This is a genomic window from Rodentibacter caecimuris, from assembly GCF_001019715.1.
In the GTDB taxonomy this organism is placed as follows: domain Bacteria; phylum Pseudomonadota; class Gammaproteobacteria; order Enterobacterales; family Pasteurellaceae; genus Rodentibacter; species Rodentibacter caecimuris.
In genome coordinates, this window is record NZ_BBXJ01000001.1 from 1,277,473 (window position 1) to 1,302,224 (window position 24,752).

Consider the following 24,752-nt stretch of genomic DNA (forward strand, 5'->3'; position numbering starts at 1 on the left):
ATTATGGCAGAATCCCACCTTATTTCTCAACTTACCAAATTAATCGAAAGTAGCTATAAAGAAAAAGCAATTCTTGAACATCAACTTGATCAGTTAAAACAACAGAAATCAGATTTAGAGGATAAAATACTTTGTTTTGAGAATACCTTGATATACATTGAACCTAATTTCGATTTAAGGCAAATCAACACACAATTTAATGTTTCAAGGCTAATAAAACCTCGATTGTTTAAGCAAAATCTTCAATTGTTGGTTGCAAGAGTATTCAAACAAAGTGATAGTTGGAAAACATTATACTTTATTACAGATGCGGCGTTGGAATTAGACACTGGCAAAAATTATCCTCCACCCCAAAGAGAACATGAATTAGCTGTTGCTCGCGTATTAAAAGAACTGTATAAGAAAGGAATTATTGAACGGAAAGAAGTTGAATTACATAAACGGACAATAAAGCGAAGATTTTTCAGGCGTTCTGAATGGCGATTAAAACCTTTAGCGCAGGAATAAGAAATAGCGGTAGAGATACCGCTATTTAGATTTATAGCGATTGATAGGTATAACCTTTTTCCTGTTGTAGCCCTAAAAGAAATACTTCCTGTGGTGTTGCAATATCATAACTAGAGTCAGTAAAAGAAAATTTAGAGTTTAATTCATTACTCATATTATCCTGTTCTAAATCAATCGTTAGAAAGTAAATATTCTAAGTCTTGTTGTGTATAGCTCATTCTCCCCCCTTTTCCTCAATGGATTTAGGTCTTCTGTAACCAAAAACTATAAGAATTTCTTGGGAAAACATTCTCATAAATTCTCTTAAACTATTTCTTAATTGCTCACAATCGTTGCACATTTCTATGTTATCACTAAAGTCATCAATTTTTATATTTAACTCTTCTGTAAGAGTCTTTATACCAATATAACGACCATGAGAATGCCATCGCTTGTTATCACCAAGTTTTTCTGCTATCTCACTAGCTCGAACCTCTTTATCTTTTTTCGTTACATCCTTCCCAGATGTTTCTTTTTTGAGCCAATCTTTAAATTTATACTTAACTAACCAAGTTTTTAATAGTGCTTTAGATAGCTCAGCAGCTTGTTCGTATGATCTAATAGTACCTAAGTTTTGATTTTTTAACAACATTAACTCTGCTTGTGTTAGAGTGCCTTCTTTAGATTTACGAACAAGTTCATCTATTTTATCTAAAAAACCCAAAGCTGGAACCCATCTTCCTTCAGGAGTTTCTACTTGTGGATCTATAGAACCTAGAGATGAAGCATAGTTCATGTAAATCTTATCACCAGACATTGCCCAAATAGTTCCAGCAGACATTGCTTGATCTAAAATAACGAAATAAACTTCGTTATAGAAATGTCTAGTAATTTCAACCATTTTTTCGACAGCACTTGCACTACCACCATTTGTAGATAAAAATACTACTAGAGTTGATATTCCATTACTTCTAGCTGTTCTACCATTTTCCTGAATTCTTGTTTTCCAATAATCTATACTAGATTCGTTAATGTTTCCCATGTAAGAGATTATATCGCACTCTTTAAAGTATTTTTCGACGAAACTACCTAGTTGCTAAGCTATAAAGTTAACAGATTGATTACTTAGTGCACTCATTGTAAACATATCTTTATAAAAATTGATTGAATAATAATAGAGAAAACAAAGATAATCAATTTAAATAACAATATTTACTAAATAAAGATATGAGTACATCTGCTATTTTTGTTTTCCATTGCCAGTGAACCTCATTTCGGCTGATTTGAGTCCTATTAATCCATTCTCTTTTATAAAACTCATTCAGTTGTTTACGAACGGAATCAAGATGTTTTTCGGACGGTGTATCAGGATTTTGTTCAATATCGAAAATACGCTGCGTGAGTTCTGCAATAGTAAAGCCCTTATGGGGAGATTCTCGCATTATCTGTACGATGTATTTACGGATTTTCCCTTTAAAGAGTTTGAATTTGCGACGGTACACAAAATTTTCCGTATTATAAAGTGTAACATCACTTTCTTGTTGAGTAAGCTCAATGGCGCGTTTTAATGTGGCAATGTTCGTATCAAGCAACGCAAGGTGATGCAACACCTGTTTACGTTCAAATTCAAACTCTTTGAGCTTTTTATCTAGGTTATATGCCATATATCTACTGCCAAATCACTTCTTGATGAATAATCTTACGCTGCCAATAACCGCACCATTCATTGCGGTATTATGTAGCAGTTGCACAAAGACCGTATTATTAGAAATTGTTAAAGTCCTTACTTATTAGATTAGGTAAGGACTTTTTTTATTATGACACAAAAACTATCGAAACGAGAGCTAGGTGCACGTTTATTGCTGCTGAAAGAAAAACAAGCGTTATTAGCAAAACAAATTAATGTATTAACACAAGAAATTAATGAACTGGCACAGCCCTTTGCATCTGAGCCTAAAGCTCCACCACTCATCACAACTTCTTTGATAGCAAAAGTATTACGAGAATCTAGTGGTTTGATGCAATGTGGAGAAATTGCTGAAGCGGTATTGAGTTTACAAGGTCAGCCACAATTTGTTGATGTGGGCGATAACCATTATAAGGCGGTTAAGAGAATATTACTGCGGTTGGAGAAACAAGGATTGATTGAGCGTACAGGGTTTCATTGGCGATTGAAGCCATTAAAGTTATTCCATTCGTGAAAACAACAGTAATCTACTACTATACTTGGTATATAGGACAGAAATAAATAAAACAGCTCCTATTAACATATAGGAGCTATTTAGCTAATATATTACTCTTCATATTCATAATTTTTATTTTTTGAATATAATGGAAATTTTTCATTATCTGAAAGATGTTTTTCTTCAAATCTCAAATAATTTTCTTCAAATTCCTTGCTTTTCAAAATAAAATAATCTTTGTTATTCACAAGGATTTGATCTATTTCGTAAATAATACTCATAAATACCCTCCTAATGTTAAACTCACCATATTTAATCTTCAGATTTACTCATGAATCTAGTATATAGATCGGAATCAATATTTACACTATTATTGTGCTTTACAGCAATTTGCTTAGGCTGCTCTTCATCTGTATTATAAATGACCCATTCAGAACAATGCTTGTTTAATGCTCGAAATGAAACTGGAATCATTTTGTGGCTCTGTCTTACTATATCTTCAGGAACACTTCTGTTTTCCTGAATTTCTCGACCTTTAATTCGCTTAATTGCAAGCTCTATATCACAATCTACAATAACCAATGATATGTTATAATCCAATTGTTTTAATTCTTTAAAAATCAATTCAAACTTATGAACATTTTTTAATGTAGCATCATACATAAAACTATAAAGCTCTTTCTGAGCAAGCTGAATCAACTTTCGAGCTATTTCGCTACTTTGCGCGTGAACTATAGCTGAGGCTTCATAGCCATGTTCAGCTTGTAATTTTTCATAACTAGGAATTAATGTTTTTATTTCATCGGGATCAATAATTAAAAAACCAGCATATTGCTGTTGAATCAGTTTTCGGATTGTTGATTTCCCTGCACCACTTCCACCACCGATAAAAATTGCTACATTCCTAGACTGTAATGGCTACGTAGTTTCTTTTATGTATTTATCAATAATAGATGCTATAATTTGAGCTTGTTCTTCGCTACAATCATCTAAGGTGGAAATAATATCTTGCATTTTTGATTTTATTATGGTATGTGATTTTCAACTTGGATGCTTGGATTATAGTGCCGTTAGTGGGAAAAAGCAAGAAAAAGCCTTAAAATTCTGCATAAAAGAAAGGTATCTGAACGCGATATTTAGACTTTCAATTTCCATCTTATATCCATAACACCTAATTCTATTCTCTCTAGTACGCCTTTATTAAACCAATGCTTCAATGCACCACGCACGGAAACAGTATGCTGCGGTTGAATGATGGGGTTTTGTCCATCTCGAATAAGGACGAGCTTAATCAATTCATTAACGGTAAATTCGTGGTTTGGTTTTGCCTTCATCTCGGCTAGTACCATTTGGCGTAGTTTTCCCTTGAAACGATGTTGATAAGTGCGGTAGGTATAAAGTTCTGTATTGTATTTATCAGTTAGGGCTTCTTCTTGCATAATCTCAATGGCAGCTTGTAGCTTATCGAGTTTGTCTTCCACTAATGTAAGGTGTTCTAACACTTGTTTACGCTCACGTTGCAAGCGGTCAATTTTTGCCTGAATTTGACTGAGATAGATTTTCTTTGCCATCACATTACCAATCTTTCTGTTTGTCTATGATTACCTTGCCAGTAGCCTTTCCAAGCATTATCTGATGAAGTGCTGAGGCATTTACTGGTCACATCATTGAAAATAGTTAAATTATCCAGTTTACGAGTATCTTCACGATAGGCGACTTCGTTCGCATAGTTATCAAGATAGACGTTACTCATCTTGTGGACTTGCCCATAATACATACGTTTGAATCGTGCAAAGTAACTCTCCGCAAGGTTGTTCGTAATCCCTTCATCGCTACAATATTCATGTTGGTGATTTACTCGTTGCAAATCGTAATTGACCATCAGTTCATCATAGGCTGCGTTTTCGTCCGCATGGATACGGCTGTTTGGCTCAATATACGCCGTAGCTAATTTCTTTACGGTGTCGGTATTCTCTGAGAGAATAGGAAACGTGATGGTTTTCTTTGCTCCCACTAATTGTGGATTAGCAGTCGTTTCTTGTTCTGAATAACGTTCACGCATGACCAATACTGCACGCTTGTTTGGATTGGTATTGGCTTTTAAACGTCTATCCACACGCTCTGCTTTCTTATTCTTTGGACGTGGAGCGGAATGTATGTAAGTGCCATCAATATGGATTTCGCCTGACAGCGGAAAGAGTTCACGTTGTACAATTAAGCTCTCACGAATTTTATGCGCAAGCGTAAAAGCCGTTTTGTACTGTACATTCAAGTCACGAGATAGCTGGCAAGCGGAAATGCCTTTTACTGCATTCACAAATAAAGCGATAGCGAATAAGTAAGTTTTAATCGGCAGCTTATGGTTAGCAAAAATTGTACCTGAAGTAATGCTAAAGGTATGCTTACAATGTTTACATCGCCATTGATGACGAGCAGGAATACGGTAAGCAATATGTTGTACGCCACATTTTGGACACACCACATTTTCTTCACTTCCCCACCGAATTTGGCAGAGCAATGCCCGCACTTCGGTATTAGATAGCTGTGCTATCTTGAGTGGCGAAAGCGTGCGGGCTTTGCTAGAGAGAAGAAAATGTTGGGTCATAGTATTGAGATTACACCTTGATTAAACTAAAATATGAAACATTATTCATATTGATTATGCATAATATATCATAATCATTCAATTTTTTCAACAGGAATGTGAAATAATGTGCATATCAGAACGTTTAAAGCAGGTCTTAGAAGCTAAAAATATGACCGTCACTGAATTTTCTAACGTAACAGGGATCTCGTATCGTTCAGCGATGAATTACTTAAATGAAGGACGAGATCCGAATGTAGATGCCTTAGTAAAAATTCATAAAGGGTTAGAAATTAGTATAACTTGGCTACTTACAGGAAACGGAGCAATGTTTCAAGCAGCAACACAGGAAAGTACGATTTCAGCACAAGAAGAAAAGCTAATTGCAGACTACCGCTCTATGCCTGAAAACTTAAAAGATGCTTTCTCAATTTCTTTTAAAGAAATTTCCAATAAGCAGTAAATATTACTTGACATTAACTTAATAAGGAACAAAAAATGAACAACGCAACGCAACGCAACGCAACGCAACGCAACGTTAGCCCAACTTTAACTTTTGTCAATATATTCTCATCTTTTTTATCCAAAAAATTCAAGGAGGCTGTATGCCGCAGTTAACTTGGATTGGAAAAGATAAAGTCAAAAATCATCATCACGATATTCCTTTTCATCTTCTAAAAAAAGAATACGATTTTAAAGCCGATAATGGAAAACCTGAAAATAGTCAAAATAATATGTTGATTCAGGGGGATAACTTATTAGCTTTAAAAAGTCTTTTGCCTAAATACGAAGGTAAAATTAATTGTATTTATATTGATCCTCCATATAACACAGGTAATGAAAAATGGGTATATAACGATAATGTAAATGATCCTCGTATCAAAAAATGGTTAGGTGAAATAGTAGGTAAAGAAGGTGAAGATCTATCTCGTCACGATAAATGGCTTTGTATGATGTATCCTAGATTGAAATTATTACATCGTTTGTTAGCTGATGATGGGGTTATTTTTATTAGCATTGACGATATAGAAATTGCTCATTTAAGATTAATTTGCGATGAAATTTTTGGATATGGAAATTTTGTAGGAAATATAACTAGAGCAACAGGAACAACAGTTCAAGATACCAATAAATTAGGAAATGCTTTTGATTCAATTTTGGTTTATGCAAAAACAAACAGTTTTCTGATAAATGGTATTGAATTATCCGAAGATGATGAGAAAAGATATAACTTAGAAGATGAGAATGGTAAATTTTCCATTCTACAATTAAGACGGACTGGGGCAGAGGATCGAAGAGAAGATAGACCTTCAATGTATTATCCTATTATGTCTCCTGATAACACGCCAATTTATCCAATAGGACCAACTGGATATGAAAGTCGTTGGAGAGTTGGTGAAGATACTTACCAGAAAATGTTAGAAAACAATGAAATTTACTTTAAAAATGATAATAGTGAATGGAAAGTTTATTACAAATACTATTTGGAAGGTCGAAAAAAGAGACCCTCTAATCTATGGACCGAATTGGATGGTGAAAAGATTGATGGGAATAAGAAAGCATCTAGAGAATTAAAAGAGATTTTTAATAAAAAAGTTTTTGATACACCAAAGCCTGTTTCAGTTCTTGAACATATTTTAACTATTGCAACATCAAAAAAATCTTTAATCTTGGATAGCTTTATTGGTAGTGCCACAACTGCCCACGCTGTTTTAAATCTTAACACCAGAGATGGAGGTAGCCGCCAGTTTATTGGCATTGAAATGATGGATTATGCTGAAAGTATTACTGCTGAACGAATCCGCCGCGTTATCAATGGCTACGGTTCAAAAGCTGAAACTCAAAAAGGTACAGGAGGTGGGTTTAGTTTTTATACCATTGGTGAAACCTTATTTGATTCAGATGGTAATTTAAACAATCAAGCTGATTTACACAGTATTCGTGAGTATATTGCACATAGTGAGAAACTAGAGACTGTATTTAATCAAGAAATAAGCGGTTATTTTTTAGGGAAAAATTACTATACCGCTTATGTTTTTTATTATGAGTCTGATCAAATCACCACGTTAAGTTTAGAATTTTTACGCTATTTAAACGCTGATTTCCTTTCTGAAAAACCACAAGATTATATTATTTATGCTGATAAATGTACATTAAGTGATGAACAGTTAGCACAATTTAAGATTAGATTCAAACGCATACCAAGAGATATTAGCAAGTTATAAGGAAAGAAGAATGGAATTAAATAGTTATCAAGAAAAAGTAATCCTCGATCTTAATGATTATCTGGAAGAATTAAATAAATATGGCAGTAAGAAGTTAAATCAATCCTTTGCTAGTTATTGGGTAAAAAAAGGTGTGTCTAACCAAAATTATATAGAAAAAATTTCAAATACACCGCACGTTTGCGTGAAAGTGCCTACGGCTGGAGGAAAAACCTTCATTGCGGTCAATGCTTTACGTTCTATTTATGATGCAGTGGAATATCACGGAGAAAGAAAACCTCGTTTTACTGTTTGGCTTGTACCTTCCACTGCAATTTTAGAACAAACATTAACAAATTTACAAAATCCCGAACATCCTTATCGCCAAAAATTGAATGTATTATTCAATGGACGAGTCAATGTGTATGAAAAAGATGATGTCCTGCTTGGGCGAGGATTTGACGCTGACACGGTAAAAAGCGGTATTTCTATTGTGATAATGACTTTTGACGCATTTAGAACAAGAAATAAAGAAGGGCGTTTGATTTATCGTGAAAATGGTTATTTAGCTTCTTTTGATACTAAAACAACAGCGCTACCAGAGAGTGATGCTACTTCGCTAATTAACGTGATTCGTAGTCTTGAGCCTGTAGTGATTGTTGATGAAAGCCATAATGCAACATCTGATTTATCATTAGAAATGCTGAGTAATCTGAATGCGAAATTTATTTTAGATTTGACTGCAACACCAAGAAAGAATAGTAATATTATTTCTTATGTAAGTTCACTTTCTTTAAAGAAAGAAAATATGGTTAAGTTGCCTGTTAATGCTTCTAATCAGGCAAACAAAGAAGATGTGTTGATTTCCGCAGTTACTTTCCAACATTATTTGGAGAAAGTAGCCAAACAAGCCTTTGAAAATGGCGAACCTTATGTTCGACCTATTGTATTATTTCAAGCTGAAGCTAAAACTAAAGGAGATAATACGACTTTTGAAAAAGTAAAACAAACCTTAGTAGAAGAATTACAAATTCCAGCAGAACAAATTAAGATTAAAACAGCAGAAATAGATGAATTAAAAAATATGAATCTATTTTCTTCTGATTGTCCTGTTCGTTTTATAATTACGGTAAATGCTTTAAAAGAAGGTTGGGATTGCTCGTTTGCATATATTCTAGCTAACCTAGCAAATAAACACTCTGAAATTGATGTGACTCAAATTGTAGGGCGTATTTTACGCCAGCCAAATGCGAAACTATTTAGTAATCCATTGCTTAATATGAGCTATATATTCACTGCTTCAGCTCAATTTAGAACAGTATTAGGTAATATTGTAGAAGGTTTAACTTTGGCAGGTTTTAGTCCAAAGGACTATCGTGCAATTAATTCCACTATAATCAAGAATGAAGAATCTATAAAGCCAGTTTCAGATAATAAGCCTCTTGAATTGCAGCTAGATTCAGATTTTAAAGAAGATATAACAGAAAAGGAAGAGTTTGATTTTAATAAAAATAGATTAAAAAATCAAAATATTAACAAAATTAATCTTGGTACTACATCTAGTGATTTTACAAAAGAAGTCATAACACAAAGTACGAACTTTAATTTGGAGATAGAAAATAGTCGCTCCTCCATTCCTAAAGAATTAAGTGAAAATATGAACATTGCGAAGATTAATCAAGAATTTATTGAAACAGTTAGAAAAATATATATACCACAGTTTTTTGAAATAATTTCAGGACTTTTTCAGGATGAAGTCGTATTTGATAAAAATAACCTACTAACACATTTTGAGTTAAATAAGTGTGATACAAATATTTCTTTTTCAGATTTAGATCCAGAATTATATAGTATTGATGTTGAAAATGAACAGAATGCTAAATTCTCACCGTTAAACAAAGAAAAATCCGAACAGTTGTTAAAATTATTTAGAAATTATTCGTTAGAACAAAAAAAAGAAAATCTTGTAACTAGTTTACTAACTTTTGCTGGAAAGAATGCCTTTTTTTCCTATTGCAGATTCTGAAATTCGAGTTTACTTTAGAAAAATCATTGAACAAATGAGCCTTACTGATATGGAAAGCTGTTTAATTAAACCTTCACCATTTTTTGATAAGATCAAAAAGAAAATTAGACAATTACAAGAAGATTTCTCTAAAGAAGAATTTTTAAAATGGGTTGATCAGGAACGTTTTCAAATTAAAGCCGAATATCAACTCCCAATAGAAATTACACCACAAAACTTTGCTGATTCATTAAGTCGTAGCTTATATGAGAGAGAGTCGGGTATGAATAATTATGAATTCAATGTAATTTCTCGTGTTATTAGTTTAGATAATATCGTTTGGTGGCATCGGATTGATGATAAAAGAAAAGCATATAGTTTTAAAATAAATGGATTTATTAATCATTATCCTGATTTCCTGATTTTAACTAAGAAAAACACCTTGATCTTAGTTGAAGTAAAAGGAGAGCAATTAGCCAATCATGAATCTAAAAATAAATTAGAGTTAGGAAAAAAGTGGGAGTCTCTTGCAAACCAACTTGGTTTACCTCATAAATTTAGATACTTTATGGTGTTTATCACTAAACCTATGGAAGGAGCTAGATCACTAGATGAACTAATTGAAACAATATCTTATTTTTAGAAGCCTTAGCGAGTGCCAGCTCGCTATTTTTTCTTACAAATTGTTCAAAATTTATTCTACAATGTTTCTATTTTTGAGCAAATCTTCTCGTTTGTTTTTTTATATTTAATTTGTTCAACTAATTTAACAAGAGAAACTGGACTTATTCGGCGTAAAGCAATAATCCAGAGGTTAATTATATATAGAACGAATAAATGAAAAAGAAGCAAAAAACATCTCCACTTTTACTCTTTGCATATCGCAATTTCCCTTTTTCTGAGATCCGTGATTTATCTATGCTGAAACTCCCATCTTTTTGAAAAATATTTGTTGAGGAAATTCTCATTGTTTCTATACCGTTGAATGTCTGATTTGTAAAATTACTTACAAAGCTTACTTTTACCCTTCTCGTTTTCAGTTAAAAGCGACACAATATCTCTAAAAAAGTGACTAGAACCAAACTACTGCTGTTGTAATTAACACCCAAATTAAACGATAATGATCAATATATTAACTTTTTTGATTTCAAAGCAATGTCAGACTTTCTCCTTTTAACCTTATCTGTTTTAGCCTCAAGCTATTTGGTAGAAAAAACTATCCATTTCAGGATGTCTTACTTCTTCATGTCAAATGTTATCTTTGTCACAAGCTCTCTTTATCTACCATTAGGTTGGCAACTATTGTCTGGTCTATTTTCTACTCGTTTGGCATTTTGTGGGGCTTTTCTGATATTATCGGAAGAATTGAAAGCTTAAGAAACGAAAAAGAAAAACAGTATTTGCTCAATATGAAAGCAACTGTTTATCAAACCTCACTCTTATCAAAACAAAAAAGAAAGGCATTTGAAAAACGAAAGGATTTTATCCTAACTGAATTAGAAAATAGAACCTATCGCTCAATGTAAGTTTTACTTGACAAAAGCCTAAAAAACGTACAATACATCCATCTGGGCATAGTTCCCTTTAAACGCCTTTCACGGTTTATCGCCCGTGAAAGGATTTTTTATGCCCCAGCATTATTTACTCTCGTCTGCCTCTCGCACTCTCTCCTTGAAACACATTTTCCGTTTGTCTGACACAGAGGCTTTTCGTTTGTTAAAAGGCTACCGCTGGGGTAATCCCGATAGCCTTAATGATGTCTGTTGTCCCCATTGCCATACTCGCCACCACGCTTATTTTCTACCTTCTCGCCAACGTTGGTTATGCAAATATTGCCAACGATATTTCTATCTTACCACTAATACAGTATTTGCCTTTCATAAATTGCCTTTAGTAGATTTATTGGCTGCTATTGCCCTTTTTATCAACAGTGTGAAAGGGATTTCAGCGATAACACTGAGTCGCCATTTGAATATCAACTACAAAACTGCTTTTGTCCTTTGCCATAAGCTCCGTGAAGCGTTGTTTAAAACGCGTGATTTCACACCGCTACAAGGCGAAATTCACGAAGATGGCGCTTGGATTAATTACACCTTGAGAAAAACAAATTTTCGTAAAAACACCTATACACAGCAACAAAAAGCCGATAAACGAAAGCGAAAATTCCCCAAATTCCGCCTTACCAAACGTTGCATTATTAGCTTAAATCAACGAGCTTCTTATAATGAAACTCTGTGGGGTTCCAACCGAACCATTGTGGCAATGGATTACAACGAAAGTGCAGACACGGTATTGGCACTCAACCACCGATTTGTGAAACAAGGGAGTGATATTTTCTGTGATGAAAATCCCGCCTATCACGGATTAGATTTTCATTACACAAGATGGGCGGTCAATCATCAAGAATGTTACAGTAAATATGGTATCAATAATAATCTCGCTGAATCCTTTAACGCCCGATTCCGTGATTTACATCGAGGCATACATCACAAGTGCAATAATAAATACGCCTTACACTATGCCAATCAAGCCGCTTATCTGTCTGATAATCGCCGTAAATCGAACGGCGAGTTATTCCACGATATGCTAAAACGTTGTTTATATGTACTGCCGTTAAAAGAATGGGTAGGCTATTGGCAAGGCAATCATCGCACACAAGAGCTAATTGGTATGGCGGCATTTAGTTCTCAAGAGGTTTCTCAAACCTATTTTAAACATCTCAAGGAGATGATGGCACTCACAACGTATTAAATGATATAAAATGCCAAAAACCAGCTTAACTTCTATAAGGTTAGGTTGATTTGACTCGCCTTATTCACAGAAAAAGACAAAAATGGCATGATAATTTAAGGGATTTTCGGTAGAATTTGCACCAAAAGCAATGCCTTTCATTTCCGAAAGGCATTCACATAGTTTGCGATTTAGTCAATATTAGGACTTTGTGCAACTGCTACATAATACCGATTCATTGTTATCGTTGGTCGTTTTCAAACACCGACTCAAGACATCAATAAACTGTGCTTTGTTTGAGGCACGTCTATTATCCTCACGATATGCAATTTCATTCGCATAGTTTAGTAAGTATTCATTGCTGATTTTATGGATTTGTCCGTAATACATACGTTTAAAGCGACTGAATAAACTTTCCGCCTGATTATTTGTCACACCGAAATCACTGCGATATTCTTCCTTATGATTTACTGTTCTCAAGTCATAGTAAGGTAATAGAACATCGTAAGCCGTGCTTTCATCGGTATTGATTCGTGTATTAGGCTTAATGAATTTGTCAGCAAAACTTTTTACGACCGATTGCGATTCAGTATGAGCCACGAAAACGTGCGAACGTTTTGCACCACAATGCAACACATTTGATGTTTTTTCTTCTCGTGAGTAATGTTCACGAGCAACCATCACACAACGTTTATTAGGATTTTGATTTTCCTTTAAACGATAGTCAATGCGGTCAGATTTCTTATTCGCTTTGCGTGGCGCAGAATGCACATAAGTACCGTCCATATCGACTATGCCTGAAAGTGGTTTCATATCACGGCTTTCCAATAGCGCTTTACGGAATTTATGAGAAAGTACAAATGCCGTTCTCGGATTAATTCCCGTATTTCTTGCAAGTTGAAGTGAAGAAATACCTTTTACGGCATTTATCCATTCGACAATGGCATAGAGATAGATTTGAAATGACAATTTGCGATTTGCAAAGATAGTTCCAGATGTCACACTAAAAGTATGATGACAATGTTTACATCTCCATTGTTTACGCGTTCCAATCCAATAAGCCTTGTGCTGTACACCACATTTCGGACAAACAACCACTTCTTTACTTCCCCAACGCAATTCGCAAAGCAAGCTAAAGGCTTCTTCATCGGAAAGTTGAGCCACTTCACGAGAAGAAATTGTACGAGCCTTGCTGGAGAGGAGAAAATGTTGTGCCATAGTATTGAGATCACACCTTGATTAAACTAAAATATGAAACATTATTCATATTGATTGTGTATAATGTATCATAATCGTTCACTTTTTTCAATAGGAATGTGAAACAATGTGCATATCAGAACGTTTAAAACAGGTTTTAGATGCTAAAAATATGAGCGTTACAGAGTTTTCTAATGTTACTGGTATTTCGTATCGTTCTGCTATGAATTACTTAAATGAAGGGCGTGATCCGAATGTAGATGCCTTAGTGAAAATTCATAATGGGCTTGAAATCAGTATAACTTGGTTGCTTACAGGAAATGGAGCAATGTTTCAAGCAGCAACACAAGAAAGTAAAATTTCGGCACAAGAAGAAAAATTGATTGCTGACTATCGCACTATGCCTGAAAACTTAAAAGATGCTTTCTCAATTTCTTTCAAAGAAATTTCCAATAAACAATAAATATTTAACTTGACATTAACTCAATAAGGAACAAAAAATGTCCCTACAAGCCTACAAGCCTACAAGCCTACAAGCCTACAAGCCTACAAGCCTACAAGCCTACAAGCCTACAAGCCTACAAGCCTACAAGCCTACAAGCCTACAAGCCTACAAGCCTACAAGCCTACAAGCCTACAAGCCTACAAGCCTACAAGCCTACAAGCCTACAAGCCTACAAGCCTACAAGCCTACAAGCCTAGTATTGCATTTTATTTTAAATCTTCAAGACAATTTGGAGGTTTAAAATGAATTTTTCTGAATTTAAAGCTAAATTTGATCAAGAAAACATTAATACAATTGAGTATGATTGCTTTCTTCCTGTCCATTTGACATATAATAAAAAGACTATTTTTAAGAAGAAAGATGGATCAACTAATGAAGAATTTTACAAATGGCAATTTTTATATTCATTAGTAAATTCTGGGCTTGTTCCAAAAGACTATATTGGAACAGAAGTTCATTTCCCAAAAGGAAATAAATCATCTGCACCAATAAAAATTGATGGAGCAATTTTTGATGATAAGAAGTGGTTTGAACATTATAAAAACTACCACCAGAATGGTGATATAGACAGTTTAGAATGGTTAAGAGAACACTTAATTGTTGTCATAGAATTTAAGAAAGAAGATAAGAAAAATATTCCTGAAGTGTGGGATAAGCAATTAAAAGCCTATTTACGAGAAAGTGATCGAAAATTCTGTTTAGGTATTTTATATGACACTGGTAGATTGTACTTATTTAAAAAACAAAATAATAAATTATTACGTTTTAGTGATGAATATAATACAAAAGGTGAAGATAGCAAAACTAAAGAACTTTGCTTGCATTTAACTGATCCTTATTTAAACATTCCTAGCTTTCAATATTTGTTAGATATTGAAAACTTAAAAGAAAAAGACTTATCGAGCCGTACTATTTTTGATTTGGATATTATTTCGGGCGTTCATTCAACGCAAATCAATGATGTAATGAGTAACATCTTGCGTACAATGGATAAAGTAGGTTTAACTAATCAGCGCGGATTTGAAATTTTAATTCAAATTTTATCATTAAAGATCTTTGATGAAAAACGAAATGAAAAGAATAACAACCGTTATCTTGATTTTTATATTACCCCTAGTGAAAAGAAATATGAGTCACTAGCCGATGAAAATGTACAAAAACTTATTGAACGGATAAATCAGTTAAGAGGTGATGCATCTGGTGCATATACTCGAATTTTAAAAAACAATGTTTTTAATAGTAAAAATGAAAATCACGTTAAAGTTTTGATTGAAGTTATTAGTCAATTTCAAAATTATTCATTTGTACGTTCACATAAAACAGACCTTTATCAACTTGTTTTTTATAAGTTTGCCACACCATTTTCTAAAGAAAATAATGCTCAATTTGTTACCCCTTTACCACTAATTGATTTCTTGGTTAAGGTTGTCAACCCTAGAAATGGTGAAACCGTCATTGACCCAACAGTTGGTATCGCAGATTTTTTATCTGTGTCTTATGTCAATTCAAATAGTAAGCTAGATGACGGCAATATTTTTGGTATGGATATTGATGAACAAATGGTGATGCTTGCTACTTTAAATATGCTACTAAATGGTGATGGAAATGCCAAAATAGAAGCGAAATCAGGGTATGGCTCATTATTATCCAAATTTGATAATGAGGGAGGTATCTTAGAGTTAATACCATCTATGAACAAAAATGGAAATTGGGATAACCGCCCAGATGAAAAAAAATTAAAAAAATTTGATGTAGTATTAACTAATCCGCCTTTTGGAGAAGATCGTGCTTTTACCCCCAAAAAGGATAATGATACAGATAAAGCTGTAATTGAATGTTATGAATTATGGAATTTGTATTCTAATAAAGGTGACAACAATAGTGATACTGGTGGTAAAAAGAAATCATCTAAAAAGCAAGCTACAAAAATTGACTTAGGAGTCATTTTTCTTGAGAACGCCTATCGTATTTTAAAAGAAGGTGGCAGAATGGGAATTGTACTATCTAATTCTATTGCCAGTATTGATAGCCATAAAATCGCTCGTCAATGGTTAATGGATAAGATGCGGATTGTGGCAATTTTTGATTTGCCCGCTAATGTATTTGCTGAAACAGGGGTAAATACATCTATTATTGTTGCATATAAACCAACAGCTGATGAATTAGACAAACTAAAAGAGCAAAATTATCAAGTATTTGCTAAAGATATTCAAAAAGTGGGTTATGAAGTTAAAACTAATAAACGTGTCAAACAGTTTGTACCAACTTACAAGATTGATTATAAAACTTTTGAAGTACAGATTGATAATGGCGGTAATCCAATGTTAGATGAAGATTTTACCCAAACAATTACTGATTTTAAACAGTGGTGTGTATCGCAAGAACAGGTATTGCAAGATATGTTTATTAAGGAGAAATAATTATGAGCAATTATATTCATACTCCTAAAATAATTAGCTACAATGATATTGTAGAAAATAGCTTTAGCTTATCATCATCACAACATAAAAGATTTGAAATTACCAATCAAAACTGTAAATTAGTGAGAGATTTTTTAGCTCGTGATTTAACTCGCGGAGATTTGGGCGAGGAAGTTGGCTCTGCGAATTATATAAGTCAATCTAGCCATTATTTTTTACGCACCAAAGCCTTGCAGGAGCATTCTTACTTGCCGGAAATCAGTTCCGAAACTGCATTACCTATTATGCCAAGTAGTTTTGTGGAAATGAATTTAAAGGCTGGGGATCTAATTATTTCCAAAGATAGCAATATTGGTGAAATTGTCATTTTGGATAAAGATTACCCCAATTATATGCTATCAGGAGCATTATATAAACTACCTGTCAATAAGCATAAATATTATTTGCTTGCAATGATGAAACATTCTATTTTTCGTGAACAGCTGGATTTTATTGTACCCAAAGGTGCAACAATTCGCCACGCTAAAACATTATTTTTGGATTGTAAAATTCCTATACCTAATGATAATGTGGATAATGTAATTAAATTTGTAGAAAATTTAACTCAAGCAATTGTGAATAAACAACGTTTGATTAAAGAACGTCATCAAACTATTTTATCGTTAATTGAAAAAGAGTTATTAGATAATCAAGGTGATGCTGTATTTTCTTATAATCTGCCAACGATAAAAGAAGTTGAAAATATATGTAGATTAGATACTAACATTTATCGTAAAAAGTTTAAGAATATAGTTTTTACAATAGAAAATTATATAAATGGTTATAAAACCATTCACGAATTTGGATTCTCGCTTTCTCGCGGACAGAATTTGCAAGTGTCAAATATAGGAAATAGTATTTATAGCAAAAATAGATATGACAATTTCTATACTTTGATATTACCTAAATTTATCTCAAAATATGGAACCGTTGATAGTATAGAATATTTGGGCAATCCAAATTCTTTGAAAACCCTCAAAAAAGGAGATCTAATTTTTGGGGCTGAAGGATTTGAAAAAGGACGATCCATAGTAATTATTGAAGAACAGGATAAGGTTATTACAAATATTCATGGCATTACAATACAACAAGAAGAGCATAATGCTAATAAAGCAATATTCGTAAAATGTATCTTAGATTACTTTAGAAGCAAAGGAATAATTGATCTTTATGCCGTTGGTGGTAATGGTGGAAGTTTAGCTCAAAAATACTGGAGTATGATTCCTTTCCCAAATTTCCCAACAGAAAAACAAGAAGAAATAGCTAAACTATATCATAACCCCATCAATTATGATGTAGAAAGAACCACTCTGGATAATTTTCTTAAATTAGATGATGAATTTAATAATCAAGCAGGTATCTATGAATTAGATAAAACAGCTAAAATATTACAAAGCATATTAGATCAAACTATCGAAAATATTATAAACGATAATCCTATCAAAATTAGATTTAATATAAGATGATTGGGCTACTTATTAAAAAGGAAATATAACTTATCTTTATTACCTTCCCATTAAGCTAATAAACTTATTATTTTGTCTTTAGCTTTCCTTCAAATGGGGAAGATAGATAAACCGCAAAAATTGAGCATCTCGCACATTATGTGGCGAATGTCGCAATGAGTTTATCTAGGAGTTTAGCTCACAAGTTTTCTTGTGACAGTACGGTATTCGAGGCATAAACGCTTTGAGCCGACTTGAATTTTCAAGTGGGCAATTTTTTATGTCTAGCGTTTAGCAAACTCTCGAATGCCTTGTACTACACAAGGAAATTCACAATGGCTCAACATCATTTATTGGCAAGTAAATCAAAAAATATCGCTCTAAAAGACATTTTCCGTTTAACCGAAAGCGAAGCCTTTCATCTGCTCAAATCAAAACGCTGGGGCAATCCTGATAACATTCGCGATGTTTGTTGCCCGCATTGCGGCATTCGCCACCACGCCTATTTTCTTGAATCTCGCAAACGTTGGTGCTGCAAGCATTGCCAACGTCATTTCTATGTTACCACCAACACGATTTTCGCTTTTCACAAGCTCCCGTTGGTCGATATTATTGCCGCTACTTTGCTGATGGTAAATAGCTCAAAAGGCATTAGTGCTATTGATATTAGCCGCCACCTCAACACTAATTACAAAACGGCTTTCGTGCTATGTCATAAGCTGCGTGAAACCCTGTTTAAAACCCGTGATTTACGCCAGATGCAAGGCGAAATTCACGAAGATGGTGCGTGGATTAACTTCACGCTACGCAAGCCTAACTACCGTAAAAACAACTATAAACAACGCCAACAAGCGGACGAAAAAGGACGGAAATTTCCCAAATTTAGACCGACTAAACGCTGTATTATCAGCTTGAATCAACGTTCCGCCAATGATGAACAAATGTGGGGTTCAAACCGCACCATTGTTGCAATAGATTACACCGAAAACGCTGATACGGTGTTTGCCTTGAATCAACGCTTTGTCACCGCTGGCAGCGATATTATGTGCGATGAAAACCCAGCCTATAACAACCTTGACTTTCATTACACACGCTGGTCGGTCAATCATCAAGAAGCCTTTAGTGCCAAAGGCATAAATAACAATCTTGCGGAATCCTTTAACGCTCGTTTTCGTGATTTACATCGTGGCGTACATCACAAAACCGATAATAAATACGCCCTGCATTACGCCAATCAAGCGGCATTTATGTCAGATAATCGTAGAAAATCGAACGGAGACTTATTTTCTGATGTACTTCAACGCTGTCTATGGGTATTACCCCTCAAAGAATGGGTCGGTTACTGGCAAGGGAATCACCGACAAGGCGAGTTAATTGGAATGAAAGCCTTTGCGCCTGAAGAAATTTCACAAAACTACTTCAAGCGACTAGAAGAGCAAATGAAGTACGATGAAATACTGTTGGCTGCGTAACTTGCAACTGACTTAGATATATTTCATCAGATTTAAATAGAACGGTATAACTAGCTTACCTAAATCACGGTCGAGCGGACTTGTTACGCCTAAATCAGCGGAAAATGGAAAATTTGCGTGAAAAATGATGATGTTGTTAGTAAAATTTCAGGAAAAATAAATGCCTTTCGCAAGATCATCTCGGAAAGGCATTTAATTTGAAGTGTGGTTTTAGTCAATTTTCGGACTTTGTGCAACTGCTACATAATGCCGAAATTTATTTATATTTTTGACCGCACTTTTTCTTATAGCGAATATAGCTAACCTATAATTTCTGATAATGCGACTTTGCGATGTTCATAACGTGAACGCGTACACGCATCTGCGGTAGCAATAGCCGCTCGTGCCGCTTCGCCGGTCAAGAGCTTTTCAAATTCCGCCGTAGGCTTCATACCGTGCATAATATCATTCAAGTATTGCATTTCTTTTTTCATAATTGAACTTAACCACATCGGTGTACGTTTACCCGGTTTACCATATTGAATCGCCCCATCCATTTCGGTACTGTTGTAAATACGGGTACGATCATCATCTTCTTCTTGGCTTTCATGAACAAGGAAATAACTTTCTTTGCCATCTACACGCAATGTGCCTTTGGTATTATACATATCAATTTTAATCGCCCCTTTTTCACCTTGAATTAGCACATAGTGCTCTCCCCAACGAAAAGCCGAGCCCCATTCCAATACAGCGAAACGGTTGTCTTCATATTCCATAGTGACGAAAATCATATCGTCTTCATCGCCAAATTTTTCCCCTTTGTGTGCGACATTTGCCGCAGCCATGGTAACGGTTTTTGGCATTCCCCCCATAAGAAATTGAACACAATCAAGCTCATGAATATGGTGATATAAATGCCCGCCGGATTTTTCACGGATTTTTTTCCAAGAAATCGTAGGTTGCTCTTCTTCCCAACCATTGCGTGCCGTATGACAATAAAGCACCTTACCAATGACACCTTGGTTAATGAGTTCTTTGGCATGACGAACGCCATTAAAGAAATTCATAACATGACCCGCCATAAATTTCACCCCGTTTTCTTCACACGCACGCACCATTTCATCACAATCTTGGTAACTTAACGCAATCGGTTTTTCACAAAAAACATGCTTTTTATTTTTTGCCGCTAACAAAACCGGTTCTTTATGTAAATAGTTCGGGGTGGCGACAATCACGCAATCGACTTTAGGTGAAGTAACCAATGCTTCGAGTGAATCGGCAGCGTCACATTGTAGCTCTTCTGCAATAGTTTTTCCGTTTTCAGGATCATACACAACCGTAATTTGCGCATCCTCTAAATCATTCATAAAACGGGCAAGCTCCGCACCAAAATAACCGACACCGACTACACCATAATTAATCATATTTATCTCCTTAATTTGAGTTAATGTTTGAGGGCGATTCGTTTTTCAACGATCATTGAATATTTTGCCGCTTCTGCGATTTTAATCGCATCAGAAAGACATTGGCTTAATGGGGTAACGGTCTCATATCGTAAATGTTTCACCACATCAAGCGCTTCAATTTCTGCTGCACGGGTTAACCAAAATGGGCAAAGGGTATGAGTTTGATTGTACTGTTGCGTGCCTTTTGCACTATCCCGTAATGATAAATCCGCTTCAAATTCTTCATACAAATCATAGTGTTCTATTTTTTCCTCTGCATAGGTGAATGTCACACTTGAGGTAAAAAAGTTAATATCTATCATCCCTTTTTCGCCGTGAATTTGTATTCCCCATTGATGTTGGCGATAAGCCGTGCCCATTTCTAGCGAACCCAAAGCACCATTTTCAAAATGAAAGAGCAATTGGATAATATCTTTTGTGTCCGGTATATCTTGATGAGCGATATTGGTTGATTGGGCATAAACCGATTCAATGTTCCCTACAAGCCAACAGAGTAAATCCAATTCGTGAATTAAATGGAAAAGTTCGCCACCGGTTAAATTTGTATCAAGTTTCCACCACTCTTTATTCGTTAAATTTTCGATCCAACGTTGCCTTACGGCACGAATAACGGTGAGCTGCCCAAGTTGTTGATTGTCTAATACTTGTTTCACTCTCCGTAAACCAGGTAGAGTGCGTTCTAAATGACCAACAAAAATTTGGCGTTTTTTCTCTTTTGCCAATGTGATTAAATGCCGGCAATGTGCCGAACTTAAAACGAAAGGGGGCTCAATAAAAATATCGCAACCGGCATTAAGTGCAAGAATTGCCGGTGCATAGTGGGCGTAATTTGGCGTTGCGATAATCACAAGATCAGGGGTGGTTTCATTGAGCAAATCTTCAATATGTTGAAAAACATGACTGTGATATTGTTTGGCCAGATTCTCGGCAAGCAGAGGATTGATGTCGGTCACCGCGATTAAATTTGCGTCGGCTTTATGGAAGGCGGAGGCAAGTTGAGTACCGAAAAATCCACACCCCACTAAGGCAATATTGAGAGGCTTAGTCATTTTTTTCTCCTTGTGATAAACGTTGTCTAATGCTTTGGAAATAATGCAAAATGGCGCGCTGCATTCGCACGAGATCACGGGCTTCTACGGCATCAATGAGCTCCTTATGGTACATCGCCATTTGAGTGGTCGAGCATTGCATTTCCGCTAAATCTTTCTCCACTTTGTGATAAATTTGCCAAAATGCATCTAAATATTGCAATAACAGGGGATTATTCAATGGCTCATACAATTCAACGTGTAAACGATATTCATCCTTCGGTGAGAATTTCCCATTTTTTGCACACTTTTCCATGTTTGCGACGTATTTTTGAAGTGCGGTGATTTTTTCATCGGTTATTTTACTCAGCACCATTGGCGCAAACCCATATTCAAGAATTTCACGAATATCCAGCATATTTCCTAATTGATTGCTCTCGGAATGTAGATTCAACTGGGTATGAAAGCTCAATCCTCGGATCATCGGAATCAAAGAAGATTCACTCACAAATGTACCGACACCATGTTTAATATCTAAAATATGTAACGCTTCAAGAGATTTTATGGCTTCACGTAAGCTAGACCGACTTACCCCAAGCAATTCAATCAACTCGTTTTCTGTTGGCATTAAATCACCGGATTTTAAATTACGCTTAATAATTAACGCTTTGATTTTGTCTTGCAATTCAAGACTGGCTTCTTTCTTGTTTATTTTCATTTTCTGCATTTTTAGTATTTTCTTTCAGATTTGTGATCTACGTCTCACTCTTCTTAATTCCACCTAATTGACATAAGACATCATACGTCTTATCTTTGTTTATGCAAGCAGAAATTTGTAGCAATTTAAAATACTGTGATCTCTTTCACAAATTTTTATCAACATATAAAGGAGGTTACTATGGCAACCACATTACCATGGTACAAAGAAGTCAGCCCTATTCAGAAAAAAGCATTATTTGCCGCTTGGTTAGGATACGTTTTCGATGGTTTTGATTATATGCTCATCACCTATGTACTTTTGGATATTCAAAAAGAATTTGCCATGAGTACAACGGAAACTTCAACACTATTATTAGCCGCTTTCGTCGCCCGTCCTTTAGGCGGTGCTATTTTTGGTAGCTTTGCCGATAAATATGGGCGCCGATTAGCAATGATCGTTTCAATTTTAGTCTATTCTATCGGCACTTTCCTATGTGGGTTATCGACTAGCTACATTTGGCTTTTTATATTCCGAATGATTGTTGGTATGGGAATGGCGGGGGAATATGCTTGTTCTTCTTCCTATGCAATCGAAAGTTGGCCGCAACATCTACGTACAAAAGCCAGTGCATTTTTAGTCAGCGGTTTTTCTGTCGGGAATATTTTAGCCTCGCAAATTATCCCTTGGGTAGCACAAGAATACGGTTGGCGAATTGCATTCTTTATCGGTTTAGCGCCAGTGATTCTCGTGCTTTATATTCGTCGTCATGCACCGGAAAGTGAAGAATGGGCAGCGGCAAAATCAGAAGGAAAAGTGCAAAAAGTTCCGCTGACACAGCTTTTCTCAAAACAACAACTACCAATAACACTCATCATTTTTCTTGTTTGTTATTCTATTTTCTCCGTTAACTGGCCGGTAGTAGGATTACTCCCCCTTTATCTCAAAGAAAACGGTTATGCTGAAAATGTCAAATCGTTAATGTTTTGGGCCGGATTCGGCATTCTCATAGGAACATTAATCACAGGTTTTGTCGGAGATACATTGGGTGAAAAGAAAACCTTCGTCTATAGTTTGTTACTTTCACTCTGTTTCCTTTTCCCTGTATTCTACTTACCTGAAAATAACCAGTTTGCACTTGGTATATTACTATTCTTTTTACTCGCAACAAATTTGGGGATTGCCGGTTTAGTCCCTAAATATATGGCGAAATTCTTCCCCACAGAAATGCGTAGCACAGGTATCGGTTTTATTTATAACTTTGCCGCTATCGGAGGTGGAGTTGCCCCGGTCATAGCGGCCGCCTTAAGTGAGCGCGTTGGTTTGGGTTCATCATTGGTTTATGTCACATTATTCTGGACATTACTATTGGTAGGATTAGTCGGATTAAGAATCCCGGAACGAATCCAAGAATATGTAAAACGTAACTAGATACCAAATACAGTTGTCTGACTAACTTTTTGAAAGTTACTCAAAGTGCGGTCAAATTCAACCGCACTTTTTTATTATTTCGGTATTATGTAGCAGTTTCATAAACTTAGATTTTATCTCATAGGTAGGGACGCCCACGCTGGTGTCCATAAAAAATCAAATGATTTCAAAGAGCGGTAATATCACGTTATCACTTAGCTATTCTTTCGTTGTGTTAATTATTTGGGGAATTGGTGCGGCACGGCATGCGGTAGATACACGAGCTTTTGCCCGCATTTATGCCGAACTTGCCGTACCGGTGATATTAAACCAACGAAATAAAGGATTAGATAAATCAGCAATCACCGCGCGTGTAGCACTATCACGCCAATTTGTGGACTTCTTTGAGCGACATTTACCAACCTTGATTATGTCCGGTTTTTCCATTATTGGTGTGGCAATTATGTTATTGTGGTTGGAATTTTGGTCCGGCGTTACAGCTTGTTTCGTTTTGATATTTTTTGGATTGATGCTCCCTAAATATGCAAAACCAACGATTTACTCTACTTGAAATTCAATGACCATTTGGAAAAAGAAGTCAATGTGATTGAACAAAAAAGCCATTATCACTTAAATAAGCACTATGATTGGCTAGCAACATTACGCATTCGATTATCAAACCGTGAAGCCGATGGCTATTTATGGATCGGTATTGTTTCTGCGATTTTATTTGGCGTTACTGTCGTTCGCTTGGCAATGACAGAAAATGTACAAGCGGGGCACATTTATGCGGTGATTACCTATCTTTGGACTTTTGCCACAAGTCTTGATGACGCACCAAGACTACTTGAGCAATTTTCCAATTTGAGAGATATTGGCAAACGGGTTGAAGTGTAGGCTCT

General features: G+C 35.2%; 23 protein-coding genes and 2 pseudogenes. 14 read left to right on the forward strand and 11 right to left on the reverse strand.

Features of this window, described 5'->3' with window-relative positions; all coding sequences use genetic code 11:
• Positions 1 to 3 precede the first annotated feature (3 nt).
• Positions 4 to 507 carry a hypothetical protein gene (locus PNEUHYL_RS06300; protein WP_059366360.1) on the forward strand — a complete coding sequence of 168 codons (504 nt, stop codon included), beginning with the start codon at positions 4 to 6 and terminating at the stop codon, positions 505 to 507.
• Positions 508 to 538: 31 nt separating this feature from the next.
• Here PNEUHYL_RS06300 and PNEUHYL_RS13725 read toward each other — a convergent pair whose 3' ends face one another.
• The 3 genes from PNEUHYL_RS13725 to PNEUHYL_RS06310 all read right to left on the reverse strand — a co-directional run bounded on the left by PNEUHYL_RS13725 (position 539) and on the right by PNEUHYL_RS06310 (position 2,150).
• Positions 539 to 661 carry a hypothetical protein gene (locus tag PNEUHYL_RS13725; protein ID WP_255204533.1) on the reverse strand — a complete coding sequence of 41 codons (123 nt, stop codon included), beginning with the start codon at positions 659 to 661 and terminating at the stop codon, positions 539 to 541.
• Positions 662 to 721: 60 nt separating this feature from the next.
• Positions 722 to 1,528, reverse strand: coding sequence for a S49 family peptidase domain-containing protein (locus PNEUHYL_RS06305; RefSeq protein ID WP_204378672.1), 807 nt, complete (start codon positions 1,526 to 1,528; stop codon positions 722 to 724).
• A 151-nt stretch (positions 1,529 to 1,679) separates the two neighbouring features.
• Entirely contained in the window at positions 1,680 to 2,150 is a 471-nt protein-coding gene (locus PNEUHYL_RS06310; protein ID WP_059366361.1) for a hypothetical protein, read from the reverse strand.
• Between the two features lie 153 nt (positions 2,151 to 2,303).
• Between PNEUHYL_RS06310 and PNEUHYL_RS06315 the strand changes: the two genes are divergently transcribed.
• A complete protein-coding gene (locus tag PNEUHYL_RS06315) occupies positions 2,304 to 2,687 on the forward strand; it encodes a hypothetical protein (RefSeq protein WP_059366362.1) in 384 nt (127 codons plus the stop codon).
• A gap of 92 nt (positions 2,688 to 2,779) precedes the next feature.
• On the opposite strand, the gene PNEUHYL_RS13435 is transcribed toward PNEUHYL_RS06315, so the two are convergent.
• The 4 genes and pseudogenes from PNEUHYL_RS13435 to PNEUHYL_RS06330 form a co-directional block, all read right to left on the reverse strand.
• Positions 2,780 to 2,950, reverse strand: a complete 171-nt coding sequence (locus tag PNEUHYL_RS13435) for a hypothetical protein (protein WP_157888087.1) — start codon at positions 2,948 to 2,950, stop codon at positions 2,780 to 2,782.
• Between the two features lie 31 nt (positions 2,951 to 2,981).
• Positions 2,982 to 3,569 (reverse strand): annotated as a pseudogene (locus PNEUHYL_RS06320) (zeta toxin family protein); the annotation flags it as partial.
• A gap of 236 nt (positions 3,570 to 3,805) precedes the next feature.
• Positions 3,806 to 4,240 carry a hypothetical protein gene (locus PNEUHYL_RS06325; protein ID WP_059366364.1) on the reverse strand — a complete coding sequence of 145 codons (435 nt, stop codon included), beginning with the start codon at positions 4,238 to 4,240 and terminating at the stop codon, positions 3,806 to 3,808.
• Positions 4,240 to 5,274, reverse strand: coding sequence for an IS1595 family transposase (locus PNEUHYL_RS06330; RefSeq protein ID WP_059366365.1), 1,035 nt, complete (start codon positions 5,272 to 5,274; stop codon positions 4,240 to 4,242). The genes PNEUHYL_RS06325 and PNEUHYL_RS06330 overlap by 1 nt, the downstream gene beginning before the upstream one ends.
• A 106-nt stretch (positions 5,275 to 5,380) precedes the next feature.
• Here PNEUHYL_RS06330 and PNEUHYL_RS06335 point away from each other — a divergent pair, with 106 nt between their 5' ends.
• From PNEUHYL_RS06335 to PNEUHYL_RS06350, 5 genes are all read left to right on the forward strand, one after another.
• Positions 5,381 to 5,716, forward strand: coding sequence for a helix-turn-helix domain-containing protein (locus PNEUHYL_RS06335; protein ID WP_059366366.1), 336 nt, complete (start codon positions 5,381 to 5,383; stop codon positions 5,714 to 5,716).
• Positions 5,717 to 5,858: 142 nt separating this feature from the next.
• Positions 5,859 to 7,478, forward strand: coding sequence for a site-specific DNA-methyltransferase (locus PNEUHYL_RS06340; protein ID WP_059366367.1), 1,620 nt, complete (start codon positions 5,859 to 5,861; stop codon positions 7,476 to 7,478).
• 10 nt (positions 7,479 to 7,488) lie between these two features.
• Positions 7,489 to 9,483, forward strand: a complete 1,995-nt coding sequence (locus tag PNEUHYL_RS06345) for a DEAD/DEAH box helicase (RefSeq protein ID WP_239690360.1) — start codon at positions 7,489 to 7,491, stop codon at positions 9,481 to 9,483.
• Positions 9,455 to 10,105 (forward strand): hypothetical protein, encoded by a 651-nt coding sequence (locus PNEUHYL_RS13730; protein ID WP_239690359.1) that lies wholly within the window; start codon positions 9,455 to 9,457, stop codon positions 10,103 to 10,105. Before PNEUHYL_RS06345 ends, PNEUHYL_RS13730 begins: the two co-directional genes overlap by 29 nt.
• A 983-nt stretch (positions 10,106 to 11,088) precedes the next feature.
• Positions 11,089 to 12,213, forward strand: coding sequence for an IS1595 family transposase (locus PNEUHYL_RS06350; protein ID WP_059366368.1), 1,125 nt, complete (start codon positions 11,089 to 11,091; stop codon positions 12,211 to 12,213).
• Between the two features lie 180 nt (positions 12,214 to 12,393).
• On the opposite strand, the gene PNEUHYL_RS06355 is transcribed toward PNEUHYL_RS06350, so the two are convergent.
• The gene (locus tag PNEUHYL_RS06355) at positions 12,394 to 13,410 is read right to left on the reverse strand and encodes an IS1595 family transposase (RefSeq protein WP_059366369.1); all 1,017 of its coding nucleotides are present in this window, start codon (positions 13,408 to 13,410) and stop codon (positions 12,394 to 12,396) included.
• A gap of 106 nt (positions 13,411 to 13,516) precedes the next feature.
• Here PNEUHYL_RS06355 and PNEUHYL_RS06360 point away from each other — a divergent pair, with 106 nt between their 5' ends.
• The 5 genes from PNEUHYL_RS06360 to PNEUHYL_RS06380 all read left to right on the forward strand — a co-directional run bounded on the left by PNEUHYL_RS06360 (position 13,517) and on the right by PNEUHYL_RS06380 (position 19,270).
• The gene (locus PNEUHYL_RS06360) at positions 13,517 to 13,852 is read left to right on the forward strand and encodes a helix-turn-helix domain-containing protein (RefSeq protein WP_018356035.1); all 336 of its coding nucleotides are present in this window, start codon (positions 13,517 to 13,519) and stop codon (positions 13,850 to 13,852) included.
• Between the two features lie 37 nt (positions 13,853 to 13,889).
• Positions 13,890 to 14,135, forward strand: coding sequence for a hypothetical protein (locus tag PNEUHYL_RS06365; protein ID WP_059366370.1), 246 nt, complete (start codon positions 13,890 to 13,892; stop codon positions 14,133 to 14,135).
• A 1-nt stretch (position 14,136) separates the two neighbouring features.
• Positions 14,137 to 16,314 carry an HsdM family class I SAM-dependent methyltransferase gene (locus PNEUHYL_RS06370; protein ID WP_059366371.1) on the forward strand — a complete coding sequence of 726 codons (2,178 nt, stop codon included), beginning with the start codon at positions 14,137 to 14,139 and terminating at the stop codon, positions 16,312 to 16,314.
• Between the two features lie 2 nt (positions 16,315 to 16,316).
• Positions 16,317 to 17,819 (forward strand): hypothetical protein, encoded by a 1,503-nt coding sequence (locus PNEUHYL_RS06375; protein WP_059366372.1) that lies wholly within the window; start codon positions 16,317 to 16,319, stop codon positions 17,817 to 17,819.
• Positions 17,820 to 18,133: 314 nt separating this feature from the next.
• Complete coding sequence (locus PNEUHYL_RS06380) at positions 18,134 to 19,270, forward strand: IS1595 family transposase (RefSeq protein WP_059366373.1); 1,137 nt, start codon at positions 18,134 to 18,136, stop codon at positions 19,268 to 19,270.
• Positions 19,271 to 19,569: 299 nt separating this feature from the next.
• Here PNEUHYL_RS06380 and PNEUHYL_RS06385 read toward each other — a convergent pair whose 3' ends face one another.
• From PNEUHYL_RS06385 to PNEUHYL_RS06395, 3 genes are read right to left on the reverse strand one after another with little or no spacing between them, the layout of a single operon-like run.
• The gene (locus PNEUHYL_RS06385; RefSeq protein ID WP_059366374.1) at positions 19,570 to 20,673 is read right to left on the reverse strand and encodes a Gfo/Idh/MocA family protein; all 1,104 of its coding nucleotides are present in this window, start codon (positions 20,671 to 20,673) and stop codon (positions 19,570 to 19,572) included.
• Positions 20,674 to 20,693: 20 nt separating this feature from the next.
• Complete coding sequence (locus PNEUHYL_RS06390; protein WP_059366375.1) at positions 20,694 to 21,764, reverse strand: Gfo/Idh/MocA family protein; 1,071 nt, start codon at positions 21,762 to 21,764, stop codon at positions 20,694 to 20,696.
• On the reverse strand, positions 21,757 to 22,470 hold the full coding sequence (locus PNEUHYL_RS06395; protein WP_239689732.1) for a FadR/GntR family transcriptional regulator: 714 nt from the start codon (positions 22,468 to 22,470) through the stop codon (positions 21,757 to 21,759). Before PNEUHYL_RS06395 ends, PNEUHYL_RS06390 begins: the two co-directional genes overlap by 8 nt.
• A 171-nt stretch (positions 22,471 to 22,641) precedes the next feature.
• On the opposite strand from PNEUHYL_RS06395, the gene PNEUHYL_RS06400 reads away from it, so the two are divergent.
• On the forward strand, positions 22,642 to 23,871 hold the full coding sequence (locus tag PNEUHYL_RS06400) for an MFS transporter (RefSeq protein ID WP_059366376.1): 1,230 nt from the start codon (positions 22,642 to 22,644) through the stop codon (positions 23,869 to 23,871).
• 160 nt (positions 23,872 to 24,031) lie between these two features.
• Positions 24,032 to 24,747: pseudogene (locus PNEUHYL_RS06405) on the forward strand (ABC transporter six-transmembrane domain-containing protein).
• Positions 24,748 to 24,752 lie beyond the last annotated feature (5 nt).

Excerpts from the sequence above, each read along its gene's own strand:
- PNEUHYL_RS06305 (WP_204378672.1), bottom strand. The coding sequence starts at position 1,528 with ATGGGAAACATTAACGAATCTAGTATAGATTATTGGAAAACAAGAATT.
- PNEUHYL_RS06345 (WP_239690360.1), top strand. The coding sequence starts at position 7,489 with ATGGAATTAAATAGTTATCAAGAAAAAGTAATCCTCGATCTTAATGAT.
- PNEUHYL_RS06360 (WP_018356035.1), top strand. The coding sequence starts at position 13,517 with ATGTGCATATCAGAACGTTTAAAACAGGTTTTAGATGCTAAAAATATG.
- PNEUHYL_RS06325 (WP_059366364.1), bottom strand. The coding sequence starts at position 4,240 with ATGGCAAAGAAAATCTATCTCAGTCAAATTCAGGCAAAAATTGACCGC.
- PNEUHYL_RS06335 (WP_059366366.1), top strand. The coding sequence starts at position 5,381 with ATGTGCATATCAGAACGTTTAAAGCAGGTCTTAGAAGCTAAAAATATG.
- PNEUHYL_RS06370 (WP_059366371.1), top strand. The coding sequence starts at position 14,137 with ATGAATTTTTCTGAATTTAAAGCTAAATTTGATCAAGAAAACATTAAT.
- PNEUHYL_RS13730 (WP_239690359.1), top strand. The coding sequence starts at position 9,455 with ATGCCTTTTTTTCCTATTGCAGATTCTGAAATTCGAGTTTACTTTAGA.
- PNEUHYL_RS06400 (WP_059366376.1), top strand. The coding sequence starts at position 22,642 with ATGGCAACCACATTACCATGGTACAAAGAAGTCAGCCCTATTCAGAAA.
- PNEUHYL_RS06350 (WP_059366368.1), top strand. The coding sequence starts at position 11,089 with ATGCCCCAGCATTATTTACTCTCGTCTGCCTCTCGCACTCTCTCCTTG.
- PNEUHYL_RS06300 (WP_059366360.1), top strand. The coding sequence starts at position 4 with ATGGCAGAATCCCACCTTATTTCTCAACTTACCAAATTAATCGAAAGT.
- PNEUHYL_RS06365 (WP_059366370.1), top strand. The coding sequence starts at position 13,890 with ATGTCCCTACAAGCCTACAAGCCTACAAGCCTACAAGCCTACAAGCCT.
- PNEUHYL_RS06395 (WP_239689732.1), bottom strand. The coding sequence starts at position 22,470 with ATGCAGAAAATGAAAATAAACAAGAAAGAAGCCAGTCTTGAATTGCAA.
- PNEUHYL_RS06380 (WP_059366373.1), top strand. The coding sequence starts at position 18,134 with ATGGCTCAACATCATTTATTGGCAAGTAAATCAAAAAATATCGCTCTA.
- PNEUHYL_RS06375 (WP_059366372.1), top strand. The coding sequence starts at position 16,317 with ATGAGCAATTATATTCATACTCCTAAAATAATTAGCTACAATGATATT.
- PNEUHYL_RS06315 (WP_059366362.1), top strand. The coding sequence starts at position 2,304 with ATGACACAAAAACTATCGAAACGAGAGCTAGGTGCACGTTTATTGCTG.
- PNEUHYL_RS13725 (WP_255204533.1), bottom strand. The coding sequence starts at position 661 with ATGAGTAATGAATTAAACTCTAAATTTTCTTTTACTGACTCTAGTTAT.
- PNEUHYL_RS06355 (WP_059366369.1), bottom strand. The coding sequence starts at position 13,410 with ATGGCACAACATTTTCTCCTCTCCAGCAAGGCTCGTACAATTTCTTCT.
- PNEUHYL_RS06330 (WP_059366365.1), bottom strand. The coding sequence starts at position 5,274 with ATGACCCAACATTTTCTTCTCTCTAGCAAAGCCCGCACGCTTTCGCCA.
- PNEUHYL_RS06385 (WP_059366374.1), bottom strand. The coding sequence starts at position 20,673 with ATGATTAATTATGGTGTAGTCGGTGTCGGTTATTTTGGTGCGGAGCTT.
- PNEUHYL_RS06340 (WP_059366367.1), top strand. The coding sequence starts at position 5,859 with ATGCCGCAGTTAACTTGGATTGGAAAAGATAAAGTCAAAAATCATCAT.
- PNEUHYL_RS06310 (WP_059366361.1), bottom strand. The coding sequence starts at position 2,150 with ATGGCATATAACCTAGATAAAAAGCTCAAAGAGTTTGAATTTGAACGT.
- PNEUHYL_RS06390 (WP_059366375.1), bottom strand. The coding sequence starts at position 21,764 with ATGACTAAGCCTCTCAATATTGCCTTAGTGGGGTGTGGATTTTTCGGT.
- PNEUHYL_RS13435 (WP_157888087.1), bottom strand. The coding sequence starts at position 2,950 with ATGAGTATTATTTACGAAATAGATCAAATCCTTGTGAATAACAAAGAT.